The organism is Rhizobium sp. HT1-10, assembly GCF_049472505.1.
Classification (GTDB): Bacteria; Pseudomonadota; Alphaproteobacteria; order Rhizobiales; family Rhizobiaceae; genus Rhizobium.
The window spans coordinates 657851-682484 of the sequence record NZ_JBCEBQ010000002.1 but is presented as its reverse complement, the minus strand read 5'-3'; the positions used below and the strand labels follow the sequence as shown (position 1 = coordinate 682484).

The window sequence follows — 24634 nt, the reverse complement described above, 5'->3', positions numbered from 1 at the left end:
TGCAAAACGGGGGCGGAACAAGAACTGTTCCAAATCAGGCGTTTTACTGGACAAATCATGAACGATGAGTGTCCATATCTGTCGCAAGCTAATGACCGGACATAGTTTCAAGATTTCGAGAAATATCCCTATTTGTCATCTATCTGAATTTGCTTCCATATTTCGCTAGCGTATGATTTGGAACAGCTCTTGGTCCGAGTCCAAATATGCTAAATGCTTGGAAAAGCGCCGACGGTCGCAAGGCCGTCAACAACACTACGCTGAGGCCCGGCGATGTCCAAGAAATCCATGTCTCCAGCTGAACACCGTGCCGAAGAACTCGACACCATCGCCGCCGTGCTGCCGATCGAACGCCGCGACGAGCTCGCCTAGCTGCTCACCGACCAGGATGTCGCGACGCTGCGCCATCTCGTCAACGAGGGCATGGGTCAGAACACCTTGCGCGCGCTTGCGTCCGACCTTGCCTACCTGCAGGCTTGGTCGCTCGCCGCGATGCCACCCTGCCCTGGCCGGCGCCGGTCGCTTTGCTTCTCAAATTCGTCGCCCACCATCTGTGGGATTCGGAGAAGCGCAAGACTGAACCCGATCACGGCATGCCGGAGGCCGTTACCCAAAGCTTGCGAACCCAAGGGTTTCTGCGGTCGCTCGACCCGCACGCCCCCGATACAGTCGGCCGACGGCTTGCGACCTGGTCGACCCTGACGAAATGGCGCGGCCTCGAAGGCGAGTTCTCCTCACCTACGCTAAAGTCGGCAATCCGTCTGGCCGTCCGCGCCACGCCGCGGCCGAGAAAGCGCAAGAGTGCCAAGGCCGTCACCGGTGATGTGCGGGCAAAACTGCTGGCTACCTGCGCATCCGGTAGCCTGCGTGATGTCAGAGACCGCGCCATTCTGATGGTGGCTTTTGCCTCCGGTGGCCGGAGACGAAGTGAAATCGCCAGCCTCCGCAAGGAACAGCTCACGGTCGAGGCGCTGATCCCAATAGAAGGCGGCCCTCCCCTCCCGTCGCTCGCCATCCATCTTGGTCGGACCAAGACGTCGAGCGCCGACCAGGACGAGGTGGTATATCTGACCGGTCGGCCGGTAGAGGCACTGAGTGAGTGGCTTCGCGCGGCGCGTATCGAGAGCGGCAGCATCTTTCGCAAGATCGATCGATGGGGCAATGTTTCCCCGCGCGCTCTTGAGCTGAGCGCTGTGAATGCAATCGTCAAGCAGCGTGCGACGATGGCAGGGCTGGAGCCGGCAGACTACTCTGCGCATGGCCTGCGATCTGGATATTTGACCGAAGCTGCCAGTCACGGCATTCCGTTGCCTGAGGCGATGGAGCAGTCTCGCCATCGGTCGGTGCAACAGGCAACGAGTTATTACAACGACCTAACTCGGCGCACCGGCAGGGCGGCGCGCTTTCTGTGAAGACCATTCCGTTCGGTTGCCTTGAGCACCCCAGGACGTTGCAAATGCCTTCCTATTCCTCGTCTCGGGCGACGCGAAATATGTGACGGGCACAACGATCGTCGTCGACGGCGGACAATTGCTGCCGGAAGGCGCCGATTTCAAAATCCTGCCGAGCTAAGCGTTTCAGCAGGAGCCGGTGAACGAATAAGCAAAGTTGAAAAGGGACGCGGAGAGGCGCGCGCTCGGAACGCTGTCTTTGCAGGGTACCATTACGGTAAACCGGTCACCAAGATCGCCCATGCCGCCGCTGACGATGCGCCCTACGGTGTGCCGGCCGTCGCGGATGCGCCGTCTTCCTCTTTTTCGGAATGCCTTTCCGAGAGGAAGTCTCCTAGCCCCTTGAGGCAGTCAATATGCTCGCAGAAGGTGTTTACGGCGACCAACAGCGGCACGGCAACCAGCATGCCCACGGCCGACCACAACCATGCCCAGAACGATACCGCGATAAAAACGACGACCGTATTGAGGCGCAGGCTTCTCCCCACGAAGTAGGGCGTTATCAATTGCCCTTCGATGCTGGTAAGCGCGAGGTAGAGAACGCCGACTGCGAGCGACCATCCGGGGCCGTCGAAGGATACGAGCGCGACACCCGTAGCGACCAGGATCCCCACAAACGCACCGAGATACGGTACATAGTTGAGGAGGAATGCCAGGACGCCGAATATAATCGGGCTTGGCATGCCCACCATCCAGAGGAGCATCGCGACGGCAACCCCTAGCCCAGCGTTGATGATCGTAATCGTCAGGAGGTAGCGCGATAGCTTGCGTTCGATGTCATGGGCGATGCGCATCGCCCTTTTCTTGTCCTTGAACGTCGGCATGACATGGACCAATTTCTCGTAGAACATGTCTCCAGAGGCAAGCAGAAAGAGCAGAAGCACCAGAGTGAACAGAAACTGCGTGATGGCAGCTGGCGCAAACAGTGCGGCGCTGGAGATAAAGCTGCTGTCGCGGACCTCCACCTGCTGGACATCTTCCGAATGGCTCTTCGTGAGCTCCCCCAGGCGGGACGTTGCGTCCACTACGCCGGAGAAGGTGCTCGAAAGGCCGCTAAGTTTGCTCTGCACGTCCCTCTGGATTTGAGGGCCTCGCTCTATCCATCCGCTAACCGGCAATATCAGGGCGCTCACCAGCATCAACAGACCACCGAGCAGGACGAAAACAATCACGATCGACGTCAGCGATGAAGGAATGCCGCGTCTGTCGAAGACCCTGCGGATCGGCGCGAAGACCATGGAAAGCAGGAAGGCGAGTACGATCGGGACGAGGAAATCCTTGGCATAGTTGAGCGTGAAGACCGACGCGTAGAGGAACAGTCCGATCAGTGCCCAGCGCGGAAATCTGGAAGGCCGGTGTCCGGAGTCCTTCAAGCTGCTACTGTCTTGCGATCCTGCAATCGCACCTTCTATCGCGGCCATATGCTCCCCCATCTCGCGACACGCTACTCGTCAATTTCGCGGATAGGACGCAATTGTGGCGCCTGCTCAATATAACAATGGGAAGGCGCGGGAAATATGCGGGGGAAACGCACTCCTTCCGAGGCTGTCGTCTTCGCCGGTATGAATCGAGCCCGACCATGCCGGGCCGCTCTCAACAATTCGCCGGCGACCGATTTCAGTGGCGCTTTTACCGTAACCAGAAACTGCTTGGATCTGCCGGTACGCGACCGTGCCGCCCCACGGCAGATGCCCATCTATGCCGCCTGGATGAAGGGCTTCAAGCGGAAAGCGGGCAACTCTGCAAATACGCACCGCATGTCTCGCCATCCCAGACAACACGGGTTTCCGGTTCCGTTTTGATGAAGAAAATGATAAATCAAATCCAGCGATGATTTGCCAGAAAACGCAAATCTTTGTGGGCATCGCCGGTTCCGTAACCGTTCGACGACACTCGCGAACTAAGGCCAATGGTTTGCGTTGCGTGCCGCTCTCAACCCTAGAACCGCAGTTTTCGCGCTTCTGTTAACTAAATAAAATGTAATATCTAATTTTTCTAACGGTAGCAAAAACGAGCTATATTTCCGTTGGTGGCGGATTGTCAATTTCGCGGCCAATGCCCGCAATGGCTCAGAGAAATAAGCCGATCACCATCCAGAGCCGGAGTTAGTGGGCTGATTGACGCCAGCCAGGTAGTTGCTGGCGAGATCAAGTACCGGATCGAACGATAACCATTTTAAAAAAGCATCCATGCGATCCGACTTCTTGGGCTCACAATCTATCTCTCGCGCCGGCCTGACGCCAAGCACCAGCTATCTCGGGGAACTCCCCATGGCGAGAGGCTCTAACCAATTCCCCGCGTTACGCCTTGCTGTCGCTACGCACGAGATCGAAACAAATGGGCGAAGGCGATCTCTGCGAGGCGACAAAAATCACCTCGCCAAGAGCGCTCGGACGGTTGACAGTGATTCCGGGAAATGCGATTCTCGACCTGCTAGAATACGAGGAAGGCTTCCTGGACGGAAACGTTTGGGGGCCTTTTTTCTTTGCCGTCAATCTCCTCTTTTTATCTTTTCTGCGCCGGAGAATTCTTTGTAGAACTCCTCCAGCCTATCGGAGAGGTAGCTGCCAAACGCCGCTGCGTCCTTCGACTTCAGCGTCAATGAGAAGACCTTTCCTGCCTGCTTTGCCGTCACTGCCATGCCCTTGTCGGCGATGGACCATGACTTCTCCTGCGCCTTGCCGCTCGGCCGCTTCGCCTGCTTGAGATGGGCCATCAAGCTGTTGAAGCGCTCGTCGCTGGTCTTGGCTGCAAAATCGGGCGCCGAAACGAAATCCATGGCCTTGTCGAGACTGGATGGTTTTTCCAGCAAGATCTTGAGCTCATACCAACGATCGCGGCCGATTGCCTTAGCGGCTCCAATGCCTTGTAGAATTTCAGGCGGAATGCTGGTCACCGCCAGCATCTTCGAAAGCGTCGCACGGTCCAGCGACAGGGCCGTCATGATGATGTTGTTGTCGCTGTCGTAGCGCAGACGCGATAGGGCCCCGGCGAACACTGCACGCTCGATGAAGGAGAGATTGGCGCGGGCCGAATTCTCCTGACCTTGGGCAACCACATGCTCCTGATCCTTCATCGCCTTGATGACGGCCCTCACCGGTCGACCAAGCGCCCGGGCCGCCTTCAGACGGCGGTGGCCGAAGACCACCATGTAGCGGCCGTCGGCCTCGGGGTGCGGTCGCACGAGGATTGGGCTGTCCTGCCCCCTCTCCCGGATCGCCACAAGCAGTTCTTCGAACTCCTGCTCGTTGTCCTCTAGACGATCTTTGATAAAGGAGACGTCGACGATACCAGGGTCAAGCTCGACTATGGTCTCGCCCTCAAGCAGCTTGTCCGCGCGGCTTGCAAGTTCGTCAATGGAATTCAGAATGGAACGGGAGGCGCCCTTGATGGCATAATCGAGGACCGGACGGCTTTCATCCGATGCCCCCTCTTCCATGACATGGGCAAAAGGGTTCTTACGCGCCATGGGATTGGCCTCCCAAATCAACTAGGGCTTTGAAACTATTCGTAAATCTGCGGATTTTGACGGCAGTCAACATGACTACACCCTCCCCCAGGCCCGGTGGATCAGCCCCTGAATCTCAAAATTCACGGCATCCATGCATTCGATCGCGCGATCATAGGTGCCACGGGTGAAATTCGAGCGTTCGACTTCGTAAAGGGTCTGCTTTGTGAGGCCGGCATCGGAGATCGCGGTCGTCTTCACCATCGGGCTCTTCAGGATTTCCTCTGCCAGCATAGACTGCATAAAGCCAAGCATCTGGACTTGCGGCACGTCGGTGGGCTCATAGCGCGTGATCAGATAGCGCAGCCAATCCATGCGCACGTCCGCGCCGGCTTTTTTGATCGTCCGCGTTATGTTGCCGAGCATCAGCAGGAACTGGCTCATCGACATCAGGTCGAGCATCTGCGGATGGACGGTGATCAGCACAGACGTCGAGGCCGTCAGCGCCGTCAGCGTCAGATAGCCGAGTTGCGGTGGGCAGTCGATGACGACGACGTCGTAGCGATCCTCGACATCGAGCAGCGCTTTTCCAAGCCGGGTGAAAAAGCGCTTGCCCTCGCTGCCGGCCTGCATGGCAAGCGGCGTATCGTACTCGTATTCCTGCAGCTCGAGATTGGCCGGAATGATGTCGAGCCCGGGGAAATTCGTCTGCAGGATCACCTCTGTGATCGGCTTGCGTTCGTCATCGTAGCGGATGGTGTCGTAAAGGGATGGGTTCTTGTCCAACTCCGGCTGAAAGCCGTGCAGGGCCGACAGGGATGCCTGCGGATCGAGATCGATGGCGAGAATACGGTGGCCGGTGAGGGCCAGGTGCTGGGCCAGATGGGCGGCCGATGTGGTCTTTCCCGATCCGCCCTTGAAGTTGACGACGGCGACCACCTGCAGCTTGTCTCCCGGCTTGCGGTGCGGCACATACTTCTTGGCCTCGGCCTTGCCGGTCTTGTCGAGCAGCATGCGCAACTCGCTCATCTGCTCAGCCGTATAGAGGCGGCGTCCACCCGACGAGGTCTCGGGAATGGGACCCTTGCCTTCGAGATGCAGACGCTTCAAATTGTTGGGACTGACACCGAGATAGTGAGCCACCTCGGCCATCGAAAATTTCCGCAGGGTCTTGCGGGCGTTGGGCGGAAATTTCTCAAAACGCAGCTGATCAAGCTTGCGCGAAATTTCTGCACCCTGGGTCAAGATCTTGTCGTCGAATTCGAACGACGGCAAGGGTGTGAAAGCGTTCATAGCAGCGGACCGTTCTGGCGATATTTTTCTGTCTAGCGGTGAATTGTCGCCATTATCCCCGATTCGCTGATTCTGACAAGGATTTTAGATTTGGGGGCGTTTGTGGCATCGGGCCCAACCCGTGACGGGCTTGGCGGCAGGTTCGCGTTAGCTTGTCGGCGCTGTCAGTCGGTGGCGCCGGCAAACACGAGGCTGGCATCGCTGACGATGGCAACATGGGCATGAGCCGCGCGCCCTGCAAGAGCTGCGTCTCCCCGCAGGATGGCCGTGACAATGGTGTCGTGTTCCTCGTAGGACCGCGCCATGCGCCCCACCAGGCGAAACTGCGCGCGCCTGAACGGTGCCAGCCGAGCGCGCGTCTGGGTCACTAGCTCGTAGATATGATCGTTATGAGCGCCCCGGTACAGACGCGAATGGAATTCGGTGTTGTGGGCGGCGTAGTCTTCTTCCGATCCAACATGGACCAGCTTTGCGGAGGCCCGGTGCTCGCTCTCCAGCTCTCGCCGCTCCTCGACACTCATCCGCTCGGCAGACAGCCTGGCGCAGATGCCTTCCAGTTCCGCCATCGCCTCGAACATCGACACAAGATGCTGCTGCGTCACCTTGGTAACGACGGCGCTCCGGTTCGGCTGACGGCCAACCAGCCCGATCGCGCATAGCTGACTGAGCGCTTCGCGAACGGGGGTGCGGGAGACATCGAAGCGTGCTGCGAGCGATACCTCGTCGAGCTTTTCTCCCGGCTGCATCTCTCCGGTGATGATCAGATCGGCGATGGCGCGGACCATCTGCTCGACGGTTGTGCCAGCACGGAGGATCGTTTTTTTAGGAGGCGGCTTCACCAGATGTCTCGCACCATGAATCGGTGTGTATACACATGCAGATCTCAGAGCGTCATGTCAACGTTTCTGCAAGCTACTGAAAATAATGGATTATCCAGCTTATACCCAAGAATTGCACCGGCCCGCTGTCAAATTTTCGGTCTGCCGCTTATCTATTCATCACGTTGTCAAAACTGCATACAGTTTGTGCTGTGGCGCCATTGCTTCGTGTTTATCCACTGATATTGTTAGTCTTTTCGAGTTGGCACGGTCGTTGCATCATACCTGGCGTAAGCAATTTAACCCGGCATTGCCGCGAGGAGATTATCATGACCAAACTCCTGCCTATGAACCGCCGCACGTTTCTCCAGACCACCATTGGCGCCGGTGCCGCCCTCGGCCTCTCTCCTTCGATTTTCACCGCAGCCGCCGCCGCGCAAACGGCGCTCACTGTCGGCTTTATCTATGTCGGCCCAAAGGATGACTACGGCTACAACCAGGCCCACGCCGAAGGCGCCGCCGTGGTCAAGGCCATGCCGGGGGTGACGGTCGTCGAAGAGGAAAACGTCCCGGAAACGGTCGACGTGCAAAAGACCATGGAGTCGATGATCAACCTGGATGGCGCAAAGCTCGTCTTTCCGACCTCGTTCGGCTATTTCGACCCGCACATGCTGGCCATGGCGGCGAAATACCCCGACATCCAGTTCCGCCACTGCGGCGGACTGTGGCAGAAGGACAAGAACCCGATGAACACCGGGTCTTACTTCGGCTATATCGGGCAGGGCCAGTTCCTCAACGGCATCGCCGCCGGTTATGCCTCGAAAAGCAAGAAGATCGGCTTCGTCGCGGCAAAGCCCATCCCGCAGGTGTTGATCAATATCAACTCCTTCCTGCTCGGCGCCCGCTCGGTCGATCCGACGATCACCTGCCAGGTGATCTTCACCGGCGAGTGGTCGCTGGCCGTCAAGGAGGCAGAGGCCACCAACGCCTTGATCGATCAGGGTGCCGATGTTGTCACCTGCCATGTCGATAGTCCCAAGGTGGTGGTCGAAACGGCCGCGCGCCGTGGCGCCTTCGTTTGCGGATACCATGCAAACCAGAGCCCGCTCGCACCGGAGAAGTACCTGACCGGCGCCGAATGGGCATGGGGTAACGTCTATACGAACTTTGTTGCCGACGCCCAGGCTGGCAAGCCGCTGGGCAATTTCGTGCGCGGTGGCATCAAGGACGGCTTCGTCAAGATGAGCCCGCTCGGGCCTGGCGTCTCCGCCGAGGCCCGCACCAAGTTCGAGGCGACATTGGCATCGATGAAGGCGGGCGGCTTCTCCGTCTTCAAGGGTCCGCTGAAGGACAACAAGGGAAATGTCGTCGTTACCGCGGGCAAGGCCTTTGCCGAAGACGCCATCGAGCTTGAAAGCATGAACTATCTCGCCGAAGGCGTCGTCGGCTCGACGGCTTGATCATCCGAAGGGGAGGGCGCGCCATGGCGATCGACACCGAAACGTCAACGACATCTTCGCTGGCATCAGCAACGGCGCGCTTTATGCCGGCCCGTGAATGGCTGGCTCGGCGGGCCGAGCCGGTCATTATCTCGCTTGCCGCGATCGTCATCGGGCTGGCGCTTTTTTCGCTCTTCATCCTTTCGGTCGGCAAGTCGCCGGCCGTCCTCTTCCAGCTGATGTATGCCGGTGGCTTCGGCAGCTGGTTCTCCGTCCAGAACGCGCTGAGCCGCGCGGCGCCGCTCCTGCTGACGGCGCTCTGCGTGGCGCTGCCTGCCCGTCTCGGTCTCGTGATCATCGGGGGGGAGGGGGCTGTCGTGCTTGGCGGCGTTGCCGCAGCGGCAGTCGCGCTGCCGCTGACGGCCTCCATGCCGCCAATCCTGGTCATTCCGACGATGGCTATTGCCGGCATGTTGGCCGGCGCCCTGTGGATCGGCCTTGCCGGCTTCCTCAGACACTATCGCGGCGTCAACGAAACCATTGCCTCTCTGCTGCTCGCCTATATTGCCATCGCCCTGATGAACCATCTGATCGAGGGGCCGCTGCGCGATCCGGCCAGTCTCAACAAGCCGTCGACCGCGACCCTGCCCGCCAATTTCATGCTCGGCCATATACCCGGCATGGACGTCAACTGGGGCTTGGCGATCGGCATTGTTGCCTGTGTCCTGTGCTGGATCCTGATCGAGGCCACCAGCATCGGCTTTGCCGCCCGGATAGCCGGCGGCAATGTTCGGGCCGCGCAGATCCAGGGGCTGCCGGTCGGGCGTCTGGTCGTCGGCTTCACGGCGCTGGCCGGGAGCTTTGCCGGATTGGCTGGCATGGTGCAGGTCTCGGCCGTGCAGGGCAGCGCCAATGCGTCGCTGGCTGCCGGCTATGGCTATACCGGCATTCTGGTGGCGTTCCTGGCGCGCCACAATCCGCTGGCGATCATACCCGTCGCCATCCTGCTCGGCGGCATCGACGCTTCCGGGGGGCTGATCCAGCGCCGGATGGGCCTGCCGGATGCGACCGTGCTCGTGCTGCAGGGAACACTGTTCGTCATCATCCTGTTCTGCGAGACCTTTTACGGCCGCTTCAGGATTTTCAATCCCGACCTTTGGAAGAGGAGCGCCTGATGGACGACACTTCAATCGGCCTTTGGGGGGTCCCGCTTGCCATCTTCGCCGGCGCCATCCGCGTCTCGACGCCGTTCATCTTCGTCAGCCTCGGCGAATCGATCACCGAGCGTTCCGGGCGCATCAATCTCGGTCTCGAGGGCACGCTGGTGTTCGGCGCGATGACGGCCTATGCCGTCGCCGTAATGACAGGCTCGCCCTGGCTCGGCGTGCTGGCGGCCATGGCGACAGGCGCGGTCTTCGGCCTCGTCCATGGCTTCATCTGCAAGTTTCCCAAGGTCAACGACATCGCCATCGGCATTGCCATGATGCAGTTCGGGCTGGGGCTCGCCTTCTTCCTCGGCAAGTCCTTTATCAAACCCGTCGCGCCCCATCTGCCATCCATTCCGCTCGGCGCATGGTCGCATCTGCCGCAGATCCAGTCGGCGCTGAACATCAATGTGCTGTTCGTCCTTGGCGCTCTTCTCGCCGTCGCGTTGTGGTGGAGCTTTCGCAACACCCGGATCGGCCTCATCCTGCGGGTCGTGGGGGACAGTTCGGACGCGGCGCGCGCCATGGGCCTCAACCCCGACACCGTGCGCCTGCTGGCAACTGCGGTCGGCGGATCGCTGGCGGCCGTCGGCGGCGCCTATCTGTCGCTGTTCTACCCAGGCTCCTGGAACGAGGGAATTTCCTCGGGGCAGGGGCTGATGGCCGTCGCACTGGTGATTTTTGCCCGCTGGAACCCGATCGGTTGCTTCCTGGCCGCTCTCCTGTTCGGCGGCGCCGGGGCGCTCGGTCCCGCATTGCAGTCGGTCGGGGTGACGCAGGGCTACTACCTGTTCTACGCCGCACCCTACGTTCTGACGCTGGTCATCCTGATCGCCACATCCTCTCCGAACCGATCGCTTGCCGGGGCACCGGCGTCGCTCTCCATCACCAAGTAGAAGGACATCCCATGAACGGTCTCGGTGGACTGAACATTTCGGAAAACGGCGTCGGCATCGGCCTCGTTCAACTGCAACTGCCGGTCACGGTGACGAAGGCCGACCTCGCAAGGCAGACGCAGGTGATCGTCGATCTCGTCGGCAAGGCGCGGCGCAACCAGTCCGGCATGGATCTCGTCGTGTTTCCCGAATATGCGCTGCACGGCCTGTCGATGGACATCAACCCGGAGATCATGTGCCGGATGGACGGTCCGGAAGTTGCCGCTTTCAAGAAGGCCTGCCGCGACAACCATATCTGGGGCTGCTTCTCCATCATGGAATTCAATCCCGACGGCATGCCCTACAATTCCGGCATCGTCATCGACGACCAGGGCGAACTTAAACTCTATTACCGCAAGATGCACCCTTGGGTGCCGGTGGAGCCCTGGGAGCCCGGCGATCTCGGCATTCCCGTCATCGACGGACCCAAGGGTGCGAAGCTCGCTCTCATCATCTGCCACGACGGCATGTTCCCGGAGATGGCCCGGGAATGCGCCTACAAGGGCGCGGAGATCATGATCCGCACCGCAGGCTATACCGCGCCGATCCGCGACAGCTGGCGCTTCACCAACCAGTCCAACGCCTTCTGCAACCTCATGGTCACCGCCAGCGTCTGCATGTCCGGTTCGGATGGAAGCTTCGATTCCATGGGTGAGGGGATGATCTGCAATTTCGACGGCGCGATCATCGCCCACGGCACCTCCGGCCGCGTCAACGAAATCATCACCGCCGAAGTGCGTCCCGATCTGGTCCGCGAGGCGCGGCGCGGCTGGGGTGTCGAGAACAATATCTACCAGTTCGGACATCGCGGCTACGTGGCCGTGGCCGGCGGCGCCGGCGATGCGCCCTATAGCTACATGCACGATCTCATCGCCGGGCAATACCGGTTGCCCTGGGAGGATGAGATCAAGGTCAAGGATGGAACGACATGCGGCTTCGAGAAGCCGACACGTGTCTATGGAAATACATCGAAGCCAAGCGGCGAATAGGAGGAGGTCTCGATATGGATGGACAAACGCAAGCCACGGGGCGCTACATCAAGGCCGATCCCTATTCCTGGCCCTATAACGGTGCATTGCGACCCGACAATACCGCGCTCATCATCATCGACATGCAGACCGACTTCTGTGGTCCCGGCGGCTATGTCGACCATATGGGCTACGACCTGTCGCTGGTGCGCGCACCGATCGCGCCGATCAAGGCGGTGCTCACGACCATGCGGGAAAAGGGCTATCACATCATCCATACGCGCGAGGGTCACCGGCCGGATCTCGCCGACCTGCCGGCCAACAAGCGCTGGCGCTCGCAGCGCATCGGTGCCGGCATCGGCGATGTCGGCCCCTGTGGCCGTATCCTGGTGCGCGGCGAGCCGGGCTGGGACATCATCGAGGAACTCTACCCGATCGAGGGAGAAGCCATCATCGATAAGCCGGGTAAGGGATCCTTCTCCGCGACCGACCTGGAGCTCATCCTCCACCAGAAGCGTATCGAAAACATCGTCCTCACCGGCATCACCACCGACGTCTGCGTCCACACCACCATGCGCGAGGCCAATGACCGCGGCTTCGAATGCGTCATGCTGGAAGATTGCTGCGGGGCCACCGACTATGGCAACCATCTCGCCGCCATCAAGATGATCAAGATGCAGGGCGGCGTCTTCGGCGCCGTGTCGACGTCGCAGGCGGTCATCGAGGGGATCGGCTGATGCCCTCCCGCCGCGCCTTCGTCGCCCGTATTGCAGCTGATGGACCCAACGACACCAGCGGCGTCGAGGCCCTGTTCGATGCCGCCCTGGCACCGGGCGATCTCGTTGCAATCCTCGGCAAGACGGAGGGAAATGGCTGCGTCAACGACTTCACCCGCGCCTTCGCCACCTCAAGCTTCGAAACGCTCTTTGCAAAACACGGCATATCCGGAGCCTCGCTCGTAATGTCCGGCGGCACGGAGGGCGCATTATCGCCCCACTGGACCGTGTTCGGCAGGCAGGAGGTGGCGGAGGAAGGCACAGGCGCGCTCGCTATCGGCGTCGCCCGCACGCCGGCCTTGCCCTGGCAGCATCTCGGCCGCAGGCAACAGGTCCTGATGGTGGCAGACGCGGTGCGCGCGGCCATCGCCGATGCCGGGATCGAGACGCTGGAAGACGTCCACTTCGTCCAGATCAAATGCCCGCTTCTAACCCAAAGTCGGGTGCAGCAGGTCGAGCAAGCCGGCGGCACGACGGTGACCCGCGATGCCCTGAAATCCATGGGCTACTCCCGCGGCGCCGCGGCGCTCGGCGTGGCGGTGGCGCTTCGCGAACTCGATCCGGATGTGATCTCCGATGCCGATATCGGTAGCCGGCTAGACATCTTCTCCGCCCGAGCCTCGACCTCCGCCGGCGTAGAACTGGTGGACCACGAAATCGTCGTGCTCGGCATGAGCCCCCGCTGGTCGGGGCCGCTCGCCATCGATCATGCCGTCATGCAAGATGCCATCGACTTGGCCGCTGTGAAAGCCGCACGCGAGCGGCTGCCGATGGACGCCGCCCTCGTCGCAGTTCTCGCCAAGGCCGAGGCAGACCCTTCCGGCGCCGTGCGCGGACGCCGGCACACCATGCTTGACGACAGCGATATCTCCGCGACCCGCCATGCACGCGCCTTCGTCGGCGGCGTCCTTGCGGGCCTGTTCGGCATGACCGATCTCTACGTCTCCGGCGGTGCCGAACACCAGGGGCCGCCTGGAGGCGGACCCGTTGCCATCATTGTGGAAAGGCAGGGCTGACATGATCCAGATCCGCGACACCCCGTTACCGCCGCGCGGCAAGGCCGTGGGGATACAGACCCTCGACATGACCATGCGCTTCGGTGGCTTCACCGCGCTCGATCATGTGTCGATCGACGTGCCCGCAGGCTCTTTCCATGCTTTGCTCGGCGAAAACGGCGCCGGCAAGTCGACGCTGGTGAAATGCATCATGGGTTTCTATCACCAGACATCTGGCTCGCTGTCAGTCGAAGGCCGCGAAGTGACGATCGACTCGCCGAAGGATGCGGCAAGCTACGGGCTCGGCATGGTCTACCAGCACTTTACGCTGGTGCCGTCGCTGACCGGGGCCGAGAACCTGGTGATCAGCCGCGCGCAGGTGCCTCCTGTCATCAACTGGGCGAAAGAAAACCGAGATCTCGCCTTGTTCATGGAGCGGATGCCCTTCAGGATCCCCCTCGACCGTCCGGTGCGCGAACTCGCCGCCGGCGAGAAGCAGAAGCTCGAAATCGTCAAGCAGCTCTATCTCGGCCGCTCGTTTCTGGTGCTCGACGAGCCGACCTCGGTTTTGACACCGGCGGAGGCAGACGAGATGCTCGGCCTGGTGCGCGGCATGACCGAACGCGGCGAATTGACCGTGCTGATGATCAGCCACAAATTCCACGAAGTGACGAAATTCGCCGACGCCGTCACCGTTCTGAGGCGCGGCAAGATGGCCGGTGGCGGCAAGGTCAGCGACCTTACTACCAAGGACATGGCTGCCATGATGATCGGCGACGTCAAGCTCGCCAAGCTCGACTCGCGTCTGCCTGTCGATGACGCGGCGAGATCGGTGCTGACGGTGAGCGGTGTGCGGGCGAAGGATCGGTCGGGATTGAAGAGCATCGATATCGAAGACCTGAAGGTGCATGCCGGCGAGATCGTCGGTATCGCCGGGATTTCCGGCAACGGACAGAAGAAGCTGGCGGAAATCCTTGCCGGCCAGCGTCCGCCTGAAACCGGCAGCGTTTTCGTCATGGACAAGGCCTATGGCGCGACGCGACAGGAAACCCGCATCCACAATGTCCGCTTCATTCCCGAGGAGCCGCTCACAAACGCCTGCGCGCCCAGGATGACGGTTGCCGAGAACCTCGCCTTCCGGACCTTCGACGTCAAACCGAAGACGGGTGAGACGGCCGCCTGGCTGGACAAGGCATCAATGCGCCAGCGGGCGGCGGCGCTGATTGCCGACTTCAAGGTCAAGACCGCGTCGATGTCATCGCCGATAGCCTCGCTGTCCGGCGGCAATGTCCAACGCGCGGTGCTCGCCCGGGAACTCACCGGCGAGGTTGATCTGCTGATCGTCTCCAATCCATGCTTCGGTCTCGATTTTTCGGCCGTCGCCGAAATCCGCGCCCGCATCATGAGGGCCCGCAACGCCGGCACAGCCGTGCTGCTGCTCTCCGAGGACCTCGACGAGTTGATGGAAATGTCGGACCGGATCATGGTGATGTCCGAAGGCAAGCTGGTCTACGAGACACCGATCCGCGATGCGGATATCGGGGTTATCGGCGCCCACATGGCGGGGCACCACTGATGCGAGAGATTAAAGCCCAGCCCTTTCCATTCCCCCTGAGGCGCGAGCGGATCGCGCTCGTCGTCATCGACATGCAGCGCGACTTCGCCGAACCGGGCGGCTTCGGCGAAAGCCTCGGCAACGATGTCAGCCGCATCACCAGGATCATCCCTGACGTCGCCAGGCTGATCGAAGGATTCCGGACGGCCGGACTGCCGGTCATCCACACGATGGAGTGCCATAGGGCGGATCTGTCCGACCTGCCGCCGGCCAAACGCGACCGCGGCAATCCGAGCCTGCGGATTGGCGATCTCGGACCGATGGGAAGGGTTCTGATTGCCGGCGAGGCCGGGACCGCCATTCTCGATGCTGTGGCGCCCATCCATGGTGAAGTGGTGATCGAGAAGCCCGGCAAGGGCGCCTTCTATGCGACACCTCTCGGAGAGATCCTGAAAGCGCGCGGCATCGAACAGTTGGTATTTGCCGGCGTTACAACGGAGGTCTGCGTGCAGACGACGATGCGCGAGGCCAATGATCGTGGCTACGAGTGCCTGCTCTGCGAGGAGGCAACGGAGAGCTATTTCGAGGAATTCAAGATGGCTGCCATCGCGATGATCCGCGCCCAGGGGGCAATCGTCGGCTGGACGGCCCATCTCGACGATATTCTGGAGGCACTGACCCATGGCTGAGACGACACGCGAAAGCCTTACGTCCGGCGGCTGGAAGACGCTTGAGTTCGGTCCTTTCCGGCCGGGAGTGACGCTCCACTGGGTGCAGAATTTCGAGGACGATCAGCCGGGCGTCGCCCTTTTGAAATACGAGGCCGGTGCCTCCGTGCCTCGCCACCGCCACATGGGGCTGGAAACGATCCTGGTGCTGCAGGGTGTCCAATCCGACGAAACCGGCGACTACGGCCCGGGGAGCCTGGTGATCAACAGGACCGGAACCGAGCATTCGGTCTGGTCGGAAACGGGATGTGTCGTGCTCATTCAATGGGACCGGCCTGTGAAAATTTTGGAAGAGAATGACAATGACTGAAGGACAGGCATTCGATCTTGCCTCGCTGCACGCCGCTTATTCCAACGGCTGGACCGCCGCCGAGATGATTGAGACGGTTTTCGCGCGCATCGCCGCCGTCGATGACGCTGGTATATTTCTGCACATCGCCGACAGGCAGGACCTGCTTGCGCAGGCTGCAAAGCTCGGTGATTACGATCCGGTCGCCAAGCCGCTGTGGGGCGTTCCTTTCGCCGTCAAGGACAACATCGACGTTGCCGGCATGCCGACCACCGCAGCCTGCCCGGATTATGCCTACCAGCCGCAAACCGATGCCACGGTCGTGCGCCTGCTGAAGGAGGCAGGCGCGATTGTCATCGGCAAGACCAATCTCGATCAGTTTGCAACCGGCCTCGTCGGCGTCCGCACGCCCTTTCCGGTGCCGCGCAATGTGATCGACGCCTCGCTGGTCCCCGGCGGATCGAGCTCCGGTTCAGCCGTTGCCACCGCGCACGGCATCGTCACCTTCGCACTCGGCACCGACACGGCGGGTTCGGGGCGCATTCCTGCGGGCCTCAACAACATCGTCGGCCTGAAGCCGAGTGTCGGCGCCCTTTCGACCACCGGCGTCATTCCCGCCTGCCGCACGCTGGACTGCGTTTCCATCTTCGCGCTGACTGCCGACGATGCCTGGAAAGTGTTTTCCATCGCCGCGACCTACGATCCTGCGGACGCCTATTCGAAAGCGATACCCGTGACAGGCCATGGCGCCCTGCCGCCGGTGCTGACGATCGGCGTTCCGGCTCGTGAAGACCGGCGCTTCTTCGGCGATGCGTCCATGGAAGCTGCCTATGAAGACGCGCTGTCGCTGTTCGCAAGTCTCGGCCACCGACTGATCACGGTGCCTTTCGGCGACTTCTACAAAACCGCCGATCTGCTGTATGAGGGCGCCTGGGTGGCCGAGCGCTATGCGGCAGTCAAAGATTTCTTCGACAGCAGGGAGGAAAGCTTCCACCCCGTGACTCGCAAGATCTGCGGCGGCGCGAGGTCCCTGTCTGCCGCCGACGCCTTCAACGGTCTCTATGCACTGCAGGCGTTGAAGAAGTCAGTCGCGCCGCTGATTGCCTCCGTCGATCTCTTCTGCGTGCCGACGGCGCCCCGTCACTACACCCGGACAGAACTGGAGCAGGAACCGATCCGCGAAAACAGCCGGTTGGGGACCTACACCAATTTCGTCAATCTACTCGACATGTGCGGCATCGCCGTGCCGACGGGCAAGCGAGATGACGGATTGCCGGCAAGCGTGACATTGCTCGCCTCCGCCGGCAAGGACGGGCTGACGGCCGCCCTTGCGGCAGAAATCCAAAGAGCAAGCGGATTGACGCTCGGCGCCACCGGATGGCCGCAGCCGCCGGCGATGCCGATGGAGGAAATCGTCGAAGCCGACACAATCGACCTTGTTGTGGTGGGCGCGCACCTCTCCGGCATGCCGCTCAATATCCAGCTGCGTGAACTCGATGCCCGATTTGTGCGTGAGGCGGAGACATCAGCCGACTACCGGCTCTTCAGCCTTGCCGGTCAGACGCCGGCCAAGCCCGGCCTCACTCGCTGCCCGGAAAACACCGGCACAAGGATTGCGGTCGAGGTCTGGCGGCTCACCGCCGCCGCCTTCGGCAGGTTCGTCGCCGCCATTCCTCCGCCGCTCGGTATCGGTACCATTGTCCTCAGCGACGGCAGCCGGATAAAGGGATTCCTGGTCGAGCAGATAGGCCTTGAGGGGGCCGAGGACATCTCGGCCTATGGCGGCTGGCGTGCCTTCGTCGAAAGGGAAAGCGCGAAAGCATAGAACCCGCCATCGCCGGGTTTGCGCGCAACGCTTGCATCAGGCGCAACCCGCTCTGGCGTTTCAGACCGCCTGCGTCCGTGCGGATAACATAGATGTCATCCAATGGGAGTCCGGTGCCGTAGAAGTTCGGTGGGACGAAACGAGCCTTCGGGTTTGGTTCCCTCACAGACGGCGCCTGTCGCTCATTCTCACCTCGGATTGCGCAAACCGGAATAGCTACGATTGAGCGGGTGAACCGACTGGCGCTTGCAAGGGGTCGTAGATGGCGTAGATTTGCGACAGTCCCTTTTCATCGTTTGCTTCCCCTTTCTATTCGTCCTCTACTCAAAGGATAAACGGATGTTTCGCGACCTCAACAGTTACCAGCCACGCAGAGAGCCACAGCCGGAGAAGAAATACAGGCAGCTGACGGCCAAGCAGGAGCGACTTCTTATCATTGTTCTGGCTTTTAACCTGCTGATGGCGCTGGTCGGGCCTTTCTGCGGATCGTCGGTGCTGGAAGGCATCGTTTCCCTGTTCCGGCTGCTCTGACGACGCGACATCTTCCAAGGATCAATGCATTCGAGCTGCAGGCGTGGCTGGCGCTTGCGGCACATCGACTTGGTCCCTTTCGGCAGCCGCGGCAAATCTTCGTCCGGCAATCGAGTAGACCATCGGGATCACGAACAGCGTCAGCAAGGTTCCCAGGGTCATTCCGCCGACGATGACGAGGCCGATCTGCTGCCGGCTTTCGGCGCCGGCACCCTCGGCGATCGCCAGCGGCACGGCGCCCAGAACCATGGCGCCCGTCGTCATCAAGATCGGGCGGAGCCGCACTACGGCTGCGTCGATGATCGCAGGCAACCGTTCGTCGCCCGCCTGTTGCCGCTGGTTGGCGAATTCGACGATGAGAATGCCGTGCTTGGTGATCAGCCCGACAAGAGTGACCAGGCCGATCTGCGAGTAGACGTTCAGGGATCCCCCGGCCAGATAGAGCGCGGCCAGTGCGCCGGTCATCGATAGCGGCACGGTCACCATGATGATCAAGGGATCGCGGAAGCTCTCGAACTGGGCTGCCAGAACCAGATAGATGAAGCCGAGAGCCAGCAGGAACACCACCAGCAGGCTTTGCCCGGACGCACGAAATTCACGGCTCGGACCGGCGACATCGGTCTGGACCGTATCCGGCAGGACTTCGCTGGCGACCGTCTCCATGAAAGCCAGCGCCTCGCCGGTCGAGACGCCTGTGGCAAGATTGGCGGAAATGGTCACGGCGCGCAGCTGGTTGAATCGCTTCAGCTCCTGCGGCGCCACGGTCTCCTTGACCGCGACCAGATTGGAAAGCTGCACCATCTGGTCGGTCGGCGACTTCAGGAAGATGGTCGAAAGAGTGGAGGGCGAGGTGCGATCTTCGGCGGCAAGCTGCACATAGACGTCATACTGCTCGCCGTCGTTCTCGAAACGCGTGACCTGCCGGCCGCCGAGAAGCGTCTCCAGCGTCCTGCCGATCACGGAGATATCAATGCCGAGATCGGAAGCCTTTTCCCGGTCGATGTTGATGGTCATCTCCGGCTTGTTGAGCTTGAGATCGCTGTCGACGTTGGTCAGCCCCGGATAGTCGGATAGGCGCTCCATGAACCGCCGGGACAGCGCGTCCAGCTCCTCGTAGGTGCCGGAACTTTGCAGCACGAATTCGATCGGGCGTGCGTTGTTCGAGGTGCCGAGCGACGGCGGGTTGTTGGCGAAGGCATTGACGCCGGCAATCCGCCTGAGCGCCGGCAGCAGATCCGCCACCAGTTTCTGCTGGCGCCGGTCGCGCGCATCCCAATCGCTGAGCCGGCCAATGACCATGAAGCGATTGACCTCCGGCATGCCGTTGATCGTCTGGATGCTGCCGACCTCCGCGATCGGCTTCAGCAGCGCCTCCACCTGCTTGGAGTAGCGCGCTGTGTAAGCGAGCGTCGATCCTTCGGGTGCCGTGCCGACCACGCGGATGATGCCACGGTCCTCGACCGGCGCCAGTTCCTGCGGCAGGCTGAAATAGAAGTAGGCGCTCCCCGAGGCGATGACCACGGCAACCAGCGCGATGATCGGGCGCATCTTCAGCGATGCGGTGAGCAGCCGGCGATAGCCATTCTCGAGGCCGTTGAGACCACGCTCGATGAAGCGGGAGACGCGCCCGGGTGCTGCCTCGTGCTTCAGCAGCCTGGAACACATCATCGGCGTCAGGGTCAGCGCCACGAAGCCGGAGACGATGACCGCGCCGGCCAGCGTCAGGGAGAATTCGAGGAAAAGTTTGCCCGTCCGACCGGTGGCGAAGGCAACCGGAGCGTAGACCGCAGCCAGCGTCAACGTCATGGCGATGACGGCAAAGCCGATCTCCCGCGTTCCCTTGATGGCGGCCGGTATCGGCGCCATGCCATCCTCGATATGCCGGAAGATATTTTCCAGCACGACGATGGCGTCATCGACCACCAGGCCGATGGCAAGCACGATGGCGAGAAGCGTCAGCGTGTTGACGCTGAAGCCGAGCGCGAACATGATGGCAAAGGTGGTGATCAGCGAGATCGGAATGGTGACGATCGGAATGATCGAGGCCCGCCACGAGCGCAGGAAGATGACGATGACCAGCAGCACCAGCACGATCGCCTCGACAATCGTCGTGTAGACGGCGCTCAGCGCGCGGTCGATGAAGATCGAATTGTCGTTGCCGATCGCACCCGTCATGCCTTCGGGCAGATTGGCATTGATGTCGGGCAGGATGGCGTTTATCCCGGCGGACACATCGAGCGGATTGGCGACGGCCTGCTTGATGAAGCCGACGACGATGGCATTGTCGCCGTTGAAGCGTCCGGCCCGACGCTCGTCGGCCGCACCCAGTTCGACCCTCGCCACTTCGCTCAGGCGCACCAGCACCCCATTGCCGCGCTTGACGATGATGTTCTCGAATTCGCCGACCGTGCCGATGGCGGACTTGGAGAGCACGGTAAACTCGCGGTCGTTGCTCTCAAGCCGTCCGGCCGGGATCTCGACGTTCTGCGCGCGCAGCGAATCCTCGATTTCCTGGACTGTCAGATTGAGCGCGGCGAGCCTCTCGCGATCGATCCAGATCCGCATCGCGTAGCGGCGCTCGCCGTAGATCTGCACATCGGCGACGCCTGTGACGTTCTTGAAGCGATCGACGATGTTGCGGTCGACATAATCCGTCAGTTCGAGCGGGCTCATGCGGTCGTTGCGGAAGACCACATAGACCACCGGCTGGGCATCGGCCTCGACCTTGGAGATGACCGGCTCGGTGATCTCGTCGGGCAGGCGCTGGCGCACGCGGCTCACCCGGTCGCGAACGTCGCTGGCCGCGACGTCAGGATCGATCTCCAGCCGGAAACGGACGGTAATCCGGCTCGATTCCGAACGGCTGGTGGATTCCAGCACGTCGATGCCCTCGATGCCGGCGATGGAGCCTTCGAGGATCTGCGTCACCTGGCTTTCGATTATGCTGGCGGATGCGCCGGGGTAGCTGGTGACGACGGAGACGACCGGCTCGTCGATGTTAGGATATTCCCGCACCGCCAGCCGGTCATAGGAAACCACGCCGACGAGCAGCATCAGCAGGCTGAGAACCGTCGCAAAGACCGGTCGACGGATGCAGAGTTCGGAGAAACCCATCAGCCTCTCCTCATGTCGCCGGTTGCGGCGTCTGGTTCTCGACGATATCGACGGCGGCACCGTTGCGAAGGCGGCTATGGCCTGCAGTCACCACGGTCGCGCCGCCCGCCACGCCTTCCAGCTCGGCCATTCCGGCCTTGCGCGCGCCGAGCGTCACCTTCGTCTCCTTTGCCTTGCCATCGACAATGGTCCAGATGAAACGGTCCTGGCCACGGGCCACGATCGCGGCCTCCGGAACGCTGACGATCTGGCGCTCCTCCAGGCCTTTGACGACGACGCGCGCGAACAGCCCCGGCCGCAGGGCAAGATCGGCATTTTCAAGCTTTGCCCGGATGCTGATGGCACGGCCGTTGACGTCGAGCATCGGATCGATGGCGTAGATCTTGCCCGTAAAAGTGCGGTCCGCAATCGCATCGACCGAAATCTCGACGCTCTGGCCAATGCGCACGCGCCGCAGATTGGCCTCCGGGATCTTGAAATCGACCTTGATGACGTCGATCTTTTCAATGTTGACCAGGGTCGTGCCTGCAGCGACGTAGCTGCCGACGGAGACCCGCCGCAGACCGACGACGCCCTCGAACGGCGCGGTGATGTCGAGCTTGGCAAGCTGGGCGCGCTGCGAATTCAACAGGGCTTCGGCGGTGTTCTTTTCTGCAAGCGCCACATCGAGATCGCGGCCGGTGCCGCTTCCGCTGCCGGCCATGCGCTTGGCGCGGTCGTAATTGCTGTTGGCGAGTTCGAGACGAACCTTCATCTCCTCTTCGGACGCCTTGGCGAGCGTATCATCGAGACGGACAAGGACAGCCCCGCCCTTGACCGGCTGGCCCTCGTCGAAACGGATCTCGCTGATGCGGCCTGCGACCTCAGGCGCCAGTTGCACCGATTCATCCGACTGCAGCGAGCCGATGGCGCCGATGTCGCTGGTTGCCGTGCCCTGTTTCGCCGTTGCCACCTCGACCGCGATCGTGCGTGGCGCACTGTTCGGGCCCTGACTTGCCGTGGACTGGCTCAAGCCCCAGCCGGAGGGAAGGTCTATCCAGCGCCAATGGACGGCTGCGCCTCCAAGCGCGGCGATCCCGACGAAGAGACAGAGTCCGAAAACGAGTTTGTTCATGGCGAGCCCCACTTGCCGAAGACGATGACACCAGTTGGTTCAGTCGGTGGAATGCGTATCGCGCAAGGCGCGCTTATGGCACTCGCTGATGATACGGCTGAGTTCCGCATTGTCGACGGCCACACCGTTCGCAACTAGGTCAAATCTCAGTTTGCGCAAGACGTCCGCATCTCCCGGCTCTTCGTGATCGGCCTGGTGCAGTTCGAAGCCATATCGGGCTTTGGCCAGCTCATCGAGCCCCATCCTGGCTGCCGCCCAATGGGCGACCAGGTGATTGCGGCGGGCGCGGATACCGTCCATCCCGTCTTCGTGTGCCGTGTCAGGGAGGGCACTGTCAGGCTTCGTCATGTCGAACTCCATTGGGCATTTGCTGCGGGCCAAAACCGTCCCGCCTATTCTGGGGTTGCCTTTCGGCCGCAAGGGGAGGGCTGACACCGCAGACGTCAAAGACATCGTGTCCCCCATGCGGCGGTCAGTACGCAGTGGGCGCTGCGCTGCGCAGGCTCTGGTCCATCAGGTCCAAATGACCACGCCAGCGCGGGGCGGCACCACGCGGGCTCATCGTGTCGCGCGATATCCGTCGCGAACTACGGTTTTCGGTTGTCATGTCGGGAAAGGTCATGTCCCTCGGTCCTAGTCCGGCATCGTCTGTCGGGAGGGTCCGACATCACAGACGCGCCGGAAGCGACTGCCAGAGGGGCCCGGACCATGGGTTGACCAGCATATGAGAAGCCGGAACAACGAGTTCAAGGGGGAGCAACCCATATCAACGGCAGTTCAAACGGTGGGGTCTTGTATGGAGGCTAGCTGGCTGTGGCTCAACCTCAACCCAGGGCGTTGAAGGCGTGAAAGGATCGGGCGATCAAGCTGGGCTCGATACCATCGACGATGAAGACGATGGCGGTGCGCCGTGCGCCCGCAGGCCATGACTGCATGTGCACGGGCGGATGGACCAGATATTGGACGCCATGAATGGCCACCGGACGGTCTTCGCCCTCGATGTCGAGGATGCCCTTGACCCTCAGGATACGGTCACCGTGGCGGTTCAGCAGCATGGTCAGCCAGATGCCGAAGGCAGTCCAGTTGGTGCTGGTCTCCGCCTCCAGCATGAAGGAGCGGATCTGTCCTGTGTGAGAGGGACCCTCGGATGCAAGCGGCTCGTCGCACCGAAACATGCTTGCCTCAGCGACGTCATGACCTTCATCGAGCAGAGCTCGGAGATCAAGCCCATCATCGGTGGAGACCTGGAGAGGCGCATCGGGATTGAGCCGGCGGATGGCGGCCAGCGCGCTGTTTGCCTGGGACGGGGATGCGAGATCGGTCTTGGTGAGGACGATCCGGTCGGCGACGGAGACCTGGCGGGAGAATTCGCCGTAGTCCTTGCTCTGGCTGGCCGCATTGACGGCGTCGACCGTGGTGATGGTGTTCGAGGCCCTGAAGTGATGCCGCAGCACGGCGTCGGACTTGAGGGTCGACAGCACCGGGAAGGGGTCGGCGAGGCCGGTGCTTTCGATGACCACGCGGTCGAAGGCGGGAACCTCTCCCCGCTCGCGCCTGGCATGAAGATCGCGCAGCGCCTCGGCCAGCTCGCCGCGCACCGTGCAGCAGAGGCAGCCGGATTGCAGCAGCACCATGGTCTCGTCGATCCGCTCGAGGAGATGGTGATCGAGGCCGATTTCACCGAATTCGTTGATCAGCACCGCGGTGTTGGCCATGGCCGGATCGGTAAGGAGCCGCCGGAGGAGGGTGGTTTTTCCGGAACCCAAAAAGCCGGTCAACAGGTTGACCGGCGTGAAGGCCGGATAAGCTTCAGCCATGGGCCCCATCCAGCCTGTCGAGAAGCGCCGGTGCGAGCGGATCGAGATCCCGGCCCGCGAGCTTCTCGGCCGCCGGCCAGAGATGACCGAGATCCTCGATGATCTCTGTCTTGCCGGTGCGGGTCGACAGCAGGAAGGATGTTCCCTGCCAATCGGACAGGGAAAGGCCGAAGGCCGCCAGCACGCGATTGGCGATGCGCACGCGCGAGGCTCTTTCCCGCCGCCGATCGATGCGCTCGGTGTTTCGGGTGTAGACGCCGGGACGCGCAACGGCATCGGCCCAGTGCTCGTTGCCTCCCAGAATGCCGCAAAGCGAGCACATCGATCGAGCCG

Annotated in this window: 21 protein-coding genes and 2 pseudogenes; 13 read left to right on the top strand and 10 right to left on the bottom strand. The window is 61.5% G+C overall.

The window, feature by feature from the left end; translation table 11 throughout:
* Positions 1-273 precede the first annotated feature (273 nt).
* Together VH564_RS08330 and VH564_RS08325 are read left to right on the top strand one after the other, a co-directional pair.
* Positions 274-1412, top strand: a pseudogene (locus VH564_RS08330) (site-specific integrase).
* A gap of 25 nt (positions 1413-1437) precedes the next feature.
* A pseudogene (locus tag VH564_RS08325) lies at positions 1438-1572 on the top strand (SDR family oxidoreductase); the annotation flags it as partial.
* Between the two features lie 142 nt (positions 1573-1714).
* Here VH564_RS08325 and VH564_RS08320 read toward each other — a convergent pair.
* From VH564_RS08320 to VH564_RS08300, 5 genes are all read right to left on the bottom strand, one after another.
* On the bottom strand, positions 1715-2872 hold the full coding sequence (locus VH564_RS08320) for an AI-2E family transporter (protein WP_423339334.1): 1158 nt from the start codon (positions 2870-2872) through the stop codon (positions 1715-1717).
* A gap of 66 nt (positions 2873-2938) precedes the next feature.
* Entirely contained in the window at positions 2939-3316 is a 378-nt protein-coding gene (locus tag VH564_RS08315; protein WP_423339333.1) for a hypothetical protein, read from the bottom strand.
* Between the two features lie 626 nt (positions 3317-3942).
* Positions 3943-4920 carry a plasmid partitioning protein RepB gene (repB, locus tag VH564_RS08310; protein ID WP_423339332.1) on the bottom strand — a complete coding sequence of 326 codons (978 nt, stop codon included), beginning with the start codon at positions 4918-4920 and terminating at the stop codon, positions 3943-3945.
* A gap of 75 nt (positions 4921-4995) precedes the next feature.
* The gene (repA, locus tag VH564_RS08305) at positions 4996-6192 is read right to left on the bottom strand and encodes a plasmid partitioning protein RepA (RefSeq protein WP_423339331.1); all 1197 of its coding nucleotides are present in this window, start codon (positions 6190-6192) and stop codon (positions 4996-4998) included.
* A 164-nt stretch (positions 6193-6356) separates the two neighbouring features.
* On the bottom strand, positions 6357-6977 hold the full coding sequence (locus VH564_RS08300; protein ID WP_423339409.1) for a GntR family transcriptional regulator: 621 nt from the start codon (positions 6975-6977) through the stop codon (positions 6357-6359).
* A 362-nt stretch (positions 6978-7339) separates the two neighbouring features.
* On the opposite strand from VH564_RS08300, the gene VH564_RS08295 reads away from it, so the two are divergent.
* The 11 genes from VH564_RS08295 to VH564_RS08245 all read left to right on the top strand — a co-directional run bounded on the left by VH564_RS08295 (position 7340) and on the right by VH564_RS08245 (position 18256).
* Positions 7340-8470, top strand: coding sequence for a BMP family ABC transporter substrate-binding protein (locus VH564_RS08295; protein ID WP_423339330.1), 1131 nt, complete (start codon positions 7340-7342; stop codon positions 8468-8470).
* Between the two features lie 83 nt (positions 8471-8553).
* Entirely contained in the window at positions 8554-9624 is a 1071-nt protein-coding gene (locus VH564_RS08290) for an ABC transporter permease (RefSeq protein ID WP_423339408.1), read from the top strand.
* On the top strand, positions 9624-10550 hold the full coding sequence (locus tag VH564_RS08285; protein WP_423339329.1) for an ABC transporter permease: 927 nt from the start codon (positions 9624-9626) through the stop codon (positions 10548-10550). The genes VH564_RS08290 and VH564_RS08285 overlap by 1 nt, the downstream gene beginning before the upstream one ends.
* Before the next feature lie 11 nt (positions 10551-10561).
* Positions 10562-11578, top strand: coding sequence for a formamidase (locus VH564_RS08280; RefSeq protein ID WP_423339328.1), 1017 nt, complete (start codon positions 10562-10564; stop codon positions 11576-11578).
* Positions 11579-11592: 14 nt separating this feature from the next.
* Positions 11593-12294 carry a cysteine hydrolase family protein gene (locus VH564_RS08275; RefSeq protein ID WP_423339327.1) on the top strand — a complete coding sequence of 234 codons (702 nt, stop codon included), beginning with the start codon at positions 11593-11595 and terminating at the stop codon, positions 12292-12294.
* Entirely contained in the window at positions 12294-13349 is a 1056-nt protein-coding gene (locus tag VH564_RS08270) for a ring-opening amidohydrolase (protein WP_423339326.1), read from the top strand. Before VH564_RS08275 ends, VH564_RS08270 begins: the two co-directional genes overlap by 1 nt.
* A 1-nt stretch (position 13350) precedes the next feature.
* Positions 13351-14904 (top strand): ABC transporter ATP-binding protein, encoded by a 1554-nt coding sequence (locus tag VH564_RS08265; protein ID WP_423339325.1) that lies wholly within the window; start codon positions 13351-13353, stop codon positions 14902-14904.
* Entirely contained in the window at positions 14904-15572 is a 669-nt protein-coding gene (locus VH564_RS08260; RefSeq protein ID WP_423339324.1) for a cysteine hydrolase family protein, read from the top strand. The genes VH564_RS08265 and VH564_RS08260 overlap by 1 nt, the downstream gene beginning before the upstream one ends.
* A complete protein-coding gene (locus VH564_RS08255; protein WP_423339323.1) occupies positions 15565-15921 on the top strand; it encodes a cupin domain-containing protein in 357 nt (118 codons plus the stop codon). Before VH564_RS08260 ends, VH564_RS08255 begins: the two co-directional genes overlap by 8 nt.
* Positions 15914-17725 (top strand): allophanate hydrolase, encoded by a 1812-nt coding sequence (gene atzF, locus VH564_RS08250; protein WP_423339322.1) that lies wholly within the window; start codon positions 15914-15916, stop codon positions 17723-17725. The genes VH564_RS08255 and atzF overlap by 8 nt, the downstream gene beginning before the upstream one ends.
* Before the next feature lie 339 nt (positions 17726-18064).
* Positions 18065-18256, top strand: coding sequence for a hypothetical protein (locus VH564_RS08245; protein WP_423339321.1), 192 nt, complete (start codon positions 18065-18067; stop codon positions 18254-18256).
* Between the two features lie 21 nt (positions 18257-18277).
* On the opposite strand, the gene VH564_RS08240 is transcribed toward VH564_RS08245, so the two are convergent.
* The 5 genes from VH564_RS08240 to VH564_RS08220 all read right to left on the bottom strand — a co-directional run bounded on the left by VH564_RS08240 (position 18278) and on the right by VH564_RS08220 (position 24623).
* On the bottom strand, positions 18278-21370 hold the full coding sequence (locus VH564_RS08240; RefSeq protein WP_423339320.1) for an efflux RND transporter permease subunit: 3093 nt from the start codon (positions 21368-21370) through the stop codon (positions 18278-18280).
* A 10-nt stretch (positions 21371-21380) separates the two neighbouring features.
* Positions 21381-22484 carry an efflux RND transporter periplasmic adaptor subunit gene (locus VH564_RS08235; RefSeq protein ID WP_423339319.1) on the bottom strand — a complete coding sequence of 368 codons (1104 nt, stop codon included), beginning with the start codon at positions 22482-22484 and terminating at the stop codon, positions 21381-21383.
* Positions 22485-22523: 39 nt separating this feature from the next.
* A complete protein-coding gene (locus VH564_RS08230) occupies positions 22524-22832 on the bottom strand; it encodes an ATPase inhibitor subunit zeta (protein WP_423339318.1) in 309 nt (102 codons plus the stop codon).
* A gap of 476 nt (positions 22833-23308) precedes the next feature.
* Positions 23309-24301, bottom strand: coding sequence for a CobW family GTP-binding protein (locus tag VH564_RS08225; protein ID WP_423339317.1), 993 nt, complete (start codon positions 24299-24301; stop codon positions 23309-23311).
* Positions 24294-24623 carry a hypothetical protein gene (locus VH564_RS08220; protein ID WP_423339316.1) on the bottom strand — a complete coding sequence of 110 codons (330 nt, stop codon included), beginning with the start codon at positions 24621-24623 and terminating at the stop codon, positions 24294-24296. Before VH564_RS08220 ends, VH564_RS08225 begins: the two co-directional genes overlap by 8 nt.
* Positions 24624-24634: the final 11 nt, after the last annotated feature.

Bases quoted from the DNA above. Each gene is read 5' to 3' on its own strand.
- VH564_RS08285 (WP_423339329.1), top strand. From the start codon at position 9,624: ATGGACGACACTTCAATCGGCCTTTGGGGGGTCCCGCTTGCCATCTTC.
- repA (WP_423339331.1), bottom strand. From the start codon at position 6,192: ATGAACGCTTTCACACCCTTGCCGTCGTTCGAATTCGACGACAAGATC.
- VH564_RS08280 (WP_423339328.1), top strand. From the start codon at position 10,562: ATGAACGGTCTCGGTGGACTGAACATTTCGGAAAACGGCGTCGGCATC.
- VH564_RS08275 (WP_423339327.1), top strand. From the start codon at position 11,593: ATGGATGGACAAACGCAAGCCACGGGGCGCTACATCAAGGCCGATCCC.
- repB (WP_423339332.1), bottom strand. From the start codon at position 4,920: ATGGCGCGTAAGAACCCTTTTGCCCATGTCATGGAAGAGGGGGCATCG.
- VH564_RS08300 (WP_423339409.1), bottom strand. From the start codon at position 6,977: ATGGTCCGCGCCATCGCCGATCTGATCATCACCGGAGAGATGCAGCCG.
- VH564_RS08295 (WP_423339330.1), top strand. From the start codon at position 7,340: ATGACCAAACTCCTGCCTATGAACCGCCGCACGTTTCTCCAGACCACC.
- atzF (WP_423339322.1), top strand. From the start codon at position 15,914: ATGACTGAAGGACAGGCATTCGATCTTGCCTCGCTGCACGCCGCTTAT.
- VH564_RS08235 (WP_423339319.1), bottom strand. From the start codon at position 22,484: ATGAACAAACTCGTTTTCGGACTCTGTCTCTTCGTCGGGATCGCCGCG.
- VH564_RS08265 (WP_423339325.1), top strand. From the start codon at position 13,351: ATGATCCAGATCCGCGACACCCCGTTACCGCCGCGCGGCAAGGCCGTG.
- VH564_RS08260 (WP_423339324.1), top strand. From the start codon at position 14,904: ATGCGAGAGATTAAAGCCCAGCCCTTTCCATTCCCCCTGAGGCGCGAG.
- VH564_RS08220 (WP_423339316.1), bottom strand. From the start codon at position 24,623: ATGTGCTCGCTTTGCGGCATTCTGGGAGGCAACGAGCACTGGGCCGAT.
- VH564_RS08290 (WP_423339408.1), top strand. From the start codon at position 8,554: ATGCCGGCCCGTGAATGGCTGGCTCGGCGGGCCGAGCCGGTCATTATC.
- VH564_RS08320 (WP_423339334.1), bottom strand. From the start codon at position 2,872: ATGGCCGCGATAGAAGGTGCGATTGCAGGATCGCAAGACAGTAGCAGC.
- VH564_RS08270 (WP_423339326.1), top strand. From the start codon at position 12,294: ATGCCCTCCCGCCGCGCCTTCGTCGCCCGTATTGCAGCTGATGGACCC.
- VH564_RS08240 (WP_423339320.1), bottom strand. From the start codon at position 21,370: ATGGGTTTCTCCGAACTCTGCATCCGTCGACCGGTCTTTGCGACGGTT.
- VH564_RS08245 (WP_423339321.1), top strand. From the start codon at position 18,065: ATGTTTCGCGACCTCAACAGTTACCAGCCACGCAGAGAGCCACAGCCG.
- VH564_RS08225 (WP_423339317.1), bottom strand. From the start codon at position 24,301: ATGGCTGAAGCTTATCCGGCCTTCACGCCGGTCAACCTGTTGACCGGC.
- VH564_RS08315 (WP_423339333.1), bottom strand. From the start codon at position 3,316: ATGCCCACAAAGATTTGCGTTTTCTGGCAAATCATCGCTGGATTTGAT.
- VH564_RS08230 (WP_423339318.1), bottom strand. From the start codon at position 22,832: ATGACGAAGCCTGACAGTGCCCTCCCTGACACGGCACACGAAGACGGG.
- VH564_RS08255 (WP_423339323.1), top strand. From the start codon at position 15,565: ATGGCTGAGACGACACGCGAAAGCCTTACGTCCGGCGGCTGGAAGACG.